General features: G+C 71.2%; 5 protein-coding genes. 4 read left to right on the forward strand and 1 reads right to left on the reverse strand.

Features of this window, described 5'->3' with window-relative positions; translation table 11 throughout:
- The first annotated feature begins 153 nt into the window (after positions 1–153).
- The 3 genes from ACFSL4_RS12410 (at position 154) to ACFSL4_RS12420 (ending at position 3,685) form a co-directional block, all read left to right on the forward strand.
- Positions 154–729 (forward strand): sigma-70 family RNA polymerase sigma factor, encoded by a 576-nt coding sequence (locus ACFSL4_RS12410; protein ID WP_381081601.1) that lies wholly within the window; start codon positions 154–156, stop codon positions 727–729.
- A gap of 189 nt (positions 730–918) precedes the next feature.
- Positions 919–2,424 (forward strand): IMP dehydrogenase, encoded by a 1,506-nt coding sequence (gene guaB / locus ACFSL4_RS12415; RefSeq protein WP_381081603.1) that lies wholly within the window; start codon positions 919–921, stop codon positions 2,422–2,424.
- A 136-nt stretch (positions 2,425–2,560) separates the two neighbouring features.
- Positions 2,561–3,685: a GuaB3 family IMP dehydrogenase-related protein gene (locus ACFSL4_RS12420; protein ID WP_381081605.1), complete on the forward strand. Its 1,125-nt coding sequence runs from the start codon at positions 2,561–2,563 to the stop codon at positions 3,683–3,685.
- A gap of 652 nt (positions 3,686–4,337) precedes the next feature.
- Here ACFSL4_RS12420 and ACFSL4_RS12425 read toward each other — a convergent pair.
- Entirely contained in the window at positions 4,338–5,546 is a 1,209-nt protein-coding gene (locus ACFSL4_RS12425; protein WP_381081607.1) for a nucleotide sugar dehydrogenase, read from the reverse strand.
- 256 nt (positions 5,547–5,802) lie between these two features.
- Here ACFSL4_RS12425 and ACFSL4_RS12430 point away from each other — a divergent pair.
- Positions 5,803–6,198: FAD-dependent oxidoreductase (locus ACFSL4_RS12430; RefSeq protein ID WP_381081609.1), on the forward strand; the 396-nt coding region annotated here is incomplete at its 3' end.

Here is a 6,198-nt window from a genome sequence, read left to right on the forward strand (position 1 = left end):
CATCCTTGAGGTGTGGAGTTCCTCGGGGACGAGTCGGTCGAGCGTGAGGGGAAGGCGCAGGGGATGAGTTCCGGCGCACCTGCTCATAACGCTTCGGTGCACAACTACGGACGCGGTGCCACGGAGCGAACAACGCCGGGGCACCATGGACCGATGCGCGACGACGAGACGACGGTGATCGGTTCGCTCGTCCACCGCGCCGTCGACGGCGACCAGCAGGCAACTCACGATCTGCTCGCCCGCGTCCACCCCCTGGCCCTGCGCTACTGCCGTACGCGCCTGTCGCGACTGCCCGGTGACGCGCGGCACTTCGTCGAGGACCTGGCCCAGGAGGTCTGCGTCGCGGTGCTCCTCGCGCTGCCGCGCTACAAGGACACCGGGCGCCCCTTCGAGGCGTTCGTCTTCGCGATCGCCGCGCACAAGGTCGCCGATCTGCAGCGCGCGGCGATGCGCCACCCGGGCTCGACGGCGGTTCCCTCGGACGAGATGCCGGAGCGCCCCGACGACTCGCTGGGCCCGGAGGAGCGGGCACTGCTGAGCAGCGACGCCGAGTGGGCCAAGAAACTCCTGGCCAACCTCCCCGAGAACCAGCGCGAGCTGCTCCTGTTGCGCATCGCGGTCGGGTTGACGGCGGAGGAGACGGGACAGATGTTGGGAATGTCACCGGGGGCGGTGCGGGTGGCGCAGCACCGGGCGCTGAGCCGGCTGCGGGCGCTCGCGGAACAGTAGGCCCTCGCGAGGCCCCTTTCCCCGGGGCAGGGCCTCTCTTCGCCGACGGCAGCCCCGGATGAGCAGGCGGCCCGCCGTTTCCGTACGAACATACGAAGCCCGGAGTCGCTCCCGGCCGTGGAATGAGCAAGCCATGCTTCCCGTTAGCATGGACATCCGCACCGAGCAAGGCCATTTGGGGAAGGTGTCATGACTGCCAACGTCGACGGAGTGCCCGAGAAATTCGCGACACTCGGGCTGACCTACGACGACGTGCTGTTGCTGCCGGGTGCGTCGGACATGGCGCCCGACGACATCGACACCGCCTCGCACGTGTCCAAGAACGTCCGGGTCAACATTCCGCTCCTGTCCGCCGCCATGGACAAGGTCACCGAGTCACGCATGGCGATCGCGATGGCCCGCCAGGGCGGCGTCGGCGTGCTCCACCGCAACCTCTCCATCGAGGACCAGGCCAACCAGGTCGACCTGGTGAAGCGCTCCGAGTCCGGCATGGTGGCCAACCCGATCACCATCCACCCGGACGCCACGCTCGCCGAGGCCGACGCCCTGTGCGCCAAGTTCCGCATCAGCGGTGTCCCGGTCACCGACCCCGCCGGCAAACTGCTCGGCATCGTCACCAACCGCGACATGGCCTTCGAGAACGACCGCTCCCGCCGGGTGCGCGAGGTCATGACCCCGATGCCCCTGGTCACCGGCAAGGTCGGCATCTCCGGCGGCGACGCCATGGAGCTGCTGCGCCGCCACAAGATCGAGAAACTTCCGCTGGTCGACGACGAGGGCATCCTCAAGGGCCTGATCACGGTCAAGGACTTCGTGAAGGCGGAGCAGTACCCGAACGCCGCGAAGGACGCCGAGGGCCGCCTTTTGGTCGGCGCCGCGGTGGGCGTCGCGGGTGACGCCTTCGAGCGAGCCCAGGCCCTGATCGAGGCGGGCGTCGACTTCATCGTCGTCGACACCGCGCACGGCCACTCCAGGCTGGTCGGCGACATGGTCGCCAAGATCAAGTCGAACTCGTCGGGCACCGACGTCATCGGCGGCAACATCGCCACCCGCGAGGGCGCCCAGGCCCTCATCGACTCCGGCGTGGACGGCATCAAGGTCGGCGTGGGCCCTGGATCCATCTGCACGACCCGCGTGGTCGCCGGCATCGGCGTCCCCCAGGTGACCGCCATCTACGAGGCGTCGCTGGCCGCCAAGGAGGCCGGCGTCCCGGTCATCGGCGACGGCGGCCTGCAGTACTCCGGCGACATCGCCAAGGCCCTGGTCGCCGGCGCCGACACGGTGATGCTGGGCTCGCTGCTCGCGGGCTGCGAGGAGTCGCCGGGCGAACTGCTGTTCATCAACGGCAAGCAGTTCAAGTCGTACCGCGGCATGGGCTCCCTGGGCGCCATGCAGTCCCGCGGCGACCGCCGCTCCTTCTCCAAGGACCGCTACTTCCAGGAGGGCGTCGCCTCCGACGACGAGCTGATCCCCGAGGGCATCGAGGGCCAGGTGCCCTACCGCGGCCCGCTCTCCTCGGTCGTCCGCCAGCTGGTCGGCGGCCTGCGCCAGTCGATGTTCTACGTCGGCGGCCGGACGGTCCCGGAGCTCCAGGCGAGGGGCCGGTTCGTGCGGATCACGTCCGCGGGCCTCAAGGAGAGCCACCCGCACGACATCCAGATGACGGTCGAGGCACCGAACTACAGCCAGAAGTGATCCACGCGCGCGTGGCACACGTCTGAGGGCGGCACCGGGGACTTCGGGGCCGCCCTCGCCGTACCTCTGGAAGGGCCCCCGCCGCACCCGTCGGGGATACTGGAGGCGCTGAAACGCAGAGGGAAAGGCCACAGACGTGACTGAGATCGAGATCGGGCGCGGCAAGCGCGGCCGCAGGGCGTACGCCTTCGACGACATCGCCGTCGTCCCCAGCCGCCGTACGCGGGACCCGAAGGAGGTCTCGATCGCCTGGCAGATCGACGCCTACCGCTTCGAGCTGCCGTTCCTGGCCGCCCCCATGGACTCCGTCGTCTCTCCCGCCACCGCGATCCGCATCGGTGAGCTGGGCGGCCTCGGCGTGCTGAACCTGGAGGGGCTGTGGACGCGGTACGAGGACCCGCAGCCGCTCCTCGACGAGATCGCCGAGCTGCCCGCCGAGTCCGCGACCCGGCGCCTCCAGGAGGTCTACGCGGCCCCCATCAAGGAGGAGCTGATCGGCCGGCGCATCAAGGAGGTGCGTGACGCGGGCGTGGTCACCGCGGCCGCGCTCTCCCCGCAGCGCACGGCCCAGTTCTCCAAGGCGGTCGTCGACGCGGGCGTGGACATCTTCGTCATCCGCGGCACGACGGTGTCGGCGGAGCACGTCTCCCACTCGCACGAGCCGCTCAACCTGAAGCAGTTCATCTACGAGCTGGACGTACCGGTGATCGTCGGCGGCTGCGCCACCTACACCGCGGCCCTGCACCTGATGCGCTCGGGCGCGGCCGGTGTGCTGGTCGGCTTCGGCGGCGGCGCCGCACACACCACACGCAGCGTCCTGGGCATCCAGGTCCCCATGGCCACGGCGGTCGCGGACGTCGCGGCGGCCCGCCGCGACTACATGGACGAGTCCGGCGGCCGGTATGTGCACGTGATCGCGGACGGCGGCGTCGGCTGGTCCGGCGACCTCCCCAAGGCGATCGCCTGCGGTGCCGACGCCGTCATGATGGGCTCCCCGCTGGCCCGCGCCACCGACGCGCCCGGCAGGGGCCACCACTGGGGGATGGAGGCAGTCAACGAGGAGCTGCCGCGCGGCATGAAGGTCGGCCTCGGCACGGTCGGCACGATCGAGGAGGTCCTCACCGGCCCCTCGCACACCCCGGACGGCTCGATGAACTTCTTCGGCGCCCTGCGCCGGGCCATGGCCACCACCGGCTACAGCGAGCTGAAGGAGTTCCAGCGCGTCGAGGTGACGGTGGCGGACTCCCAGCACAGGCGGTGACGCCCCGCCCGGCCTGAGCGCAGGGGCCCGGTCCACACGTCGGGGTGGGCCGGGCCCCTGCGTGTGACGTTCGCGCGGCCAAGTGCACAGGTGGGGGCGCGTTGGGCGGCGGAGGGGCGCACGGTGGCTTTCGGGGCGAATACGCGGGGGAGGGCCGTGCCGGGGCGGTAGCGTCCTGTCCGGCGACCCGGTTCTCCGGGGCGCCCCCTTCCAAAGACGCGGTTCCGGACCCGGTGGCCCGGGGCCCGGCCCGGAGCCCAATGAACCGCTCACCGGGCAAACGGGCGGCCTCATGGAAGGGGCGTGCCCATGGCCGTCACCGCAAGCCCACCCGCTGGGACCGTATCCGTCTTCGGATGGTGAAGTGCCGGAGGAGGTGGATCTTGCGGATTTGCGGAAAGTGAGCACCCACCCCCAGGAGAAGTAGGGGTGGACACCTCGTTCACTTTTCAGGGGCCTGCCGCAGTGCCCTCTGCGGTGGGCTCCACCTCTTCGCACGGTACCGGATCCGCCGTCGGGCGGTGGGGTGCCGTACGGGTGGGCCTTGCGGAGCCGCAGTGGCCGCTGCGGTGGCCCCACCCCTTCGTACGGTGGCGGCGCCGCCGCCCTCGGACCACCGTCCTCTGCGGCCCGGCCACCCGCGCGCCCCCTTTCACAACCGGTGCGCCGCCCCCGCCGGCGTCGCCCCCCGCGTGTCCAGCAGCAGTTGCGCCTTCACCGACAGGCCCTGGAGGTCGTATGTGCGGTGCTGCTGGAGCAGGATCGTCAGGTCGGCGTCGGCGACGGCCTCGTAGAGGGAGTCCGCGCGCGGGATCGGGCGGTCGAGGACGCTCCACGCGGGGACGTGCGGGTCGTGGTAGCTGACCGACGCGCCCAGCTCCATCAGGCGCAGCGCGATCTCGTGCGCGGGGGCTCCCTGCTGGTCGGCGAGGTCCGGCTTGTAGGTGACGCCGAGCAGCAGGATGCGCGCGCCGCGGGCCGACTTGCCGTGCTCGTTCAGGAGCGCGGCGGCGCGCTGGACGACGTACCGGGGCATGCGGCTGTTGACCTGCTGCGCAAGTTCCACCATCCGCAGGGTGCGCCCGGTCGGGCCCGCCAGGTCCTGGGGCACCGCGTGGCCGCCGACGCCCGGGCCGGGGCGGAACGCCTGGAAGCCGAACGGCTTGGTCTCGGCGCAGCGGATGACGTCCCACAGGTCGACGCCCAAGTCGTGGCAGAGCACCGCCATTTCGTTGACGAGGGCGATGTTGACCTGCCGGTAGTTGGTCTCCAGCACCTGTACGGTCTCCGCCTCCCGCACTCCACGGGCGCGTACCACCTTGTCGGTCAGGCGCCCGTAGAAGGCGGCGGCCGACTCGGTGCACGCGGGGGTGAGGCCGCCGATGACCTTGGGGGTGTTGGCGGCCCCGAAGCGGCGGTTGCCGGGGTCGACCCGGCTCGGCGAGTACGCGAGGTGGAAGTCGCGTCCCGCGCGCAGGCCGGAGCCCTCTTCGAGGAGCGGGCGCAGGAACGCGTCCGTGGTGCCGGGCGGCACCGGCGACTGAAGGATCACGGTGGTGTGCGGGCGCAGCCGCCGGGCGAGCGTCCGGGCGGCGGACTCGACCTGGGTGAGGTCGAGCGCGCCGTCAGCGCCCTGCGGGGTGGGGGCGCAGATGACGGCGGTGCGGACACGGCCGAGTTCGGCGGGGTTGCCGGTGGGCCGGAAACCCCGCGCGAGCATCCGGCGCAGTTCGGCGGCGGTGAGGGAACCCGTCTCGGGGCCCGTCCTGTACCCGAGGGTCGGGATGCCGGCGGCGACGGCGGCCTGGGCCAGGGGCAGGCCGAGAGGACCGAGTCCGATGACGGCGAGATCTGCGGGCATGACGTGGGCGGTCCTTCCCAATAGCCGAAGCGGGACAGGTGCGCAAGCGCTGTGGACACAAGGAGTGAGACGCAATGTCAGACTAGGAGTAAATATGACCGATTTGCGGGATTGACGAGGCGTGTTTCCTTGTGTGTTGTCCACAGGCCGTGAGTGCGTGGTGGCCGAAGCCGGGCATCCCGGTCAGACTTTGGGCAGGGGGTGTGAGCCGGGCTCGCCCGGCGGTGCGGCCGGCGCGACGGAGCGGGAGGCAGCGGTGAGGACAGGGACACTGGGGCCGGCGCAGCGCGCCGAGGCGTTGGCGGGGATGGCCGAGCGTGAGCTGGACGTACTGGTGGTGGGCGGCGGGGTGGTCGGGGCGGGCACGGCGCTGGACGCCGTCACACGTGGTCTGTCCACGGGCCTGGTCGAGGCGCGTGACTGGGCGTCGGGCACCTCCAGCAGGTCCAGCAAGCTGATCCACGGCGGCCTGCGGTATCTGGAGATGCTCGACTTCGCACTGGTGCGCGAGGCCCTGAAGGAGCGCGGACTGCTGCTGGAACGCCTGGCGCCCCATCTCGTGAAGCCGGTCCCGTTCCTGTATCCGCTGCAGCACCAGGGCTGGGAGCGGCTGTACGCGGGCACGGGCGTCGCGCTCTACGACGTCATGTCG

Source organism: Streptomyces caeni, from assembly GCF_042678285.1.
In the GTDB taxonomy this organism is placed as follows: Bacteria; Actinomycetota; Actinomycetes; order Streptomycetales; family Streptomycetaceae; genus Streptomyces; species Streptomyces caeni.

Coding starts and splice junctions, on each gene's coding strand:
- guaB (WP_381081603.1), top strand. CDS start 919: ATGACTGCCAACGTCGACGGAGTGCCCGAGAAATTCGCGACACTCGGG.
- ACFSL4_RS12410 (WP_381081601.1), top strand. CDS start 154: ATGCGCGACGACGAGACGACGGTGATCGGTTCGCTCGTCCACCGCGCC.
- ACFSL4_RS12425 (WP_381081607.1), bottom strand. CDS start 5,546: ATGCCCGCAGATCTCGCCGTCATCGGACTCGGTCCTCTCGGCCTGCCC.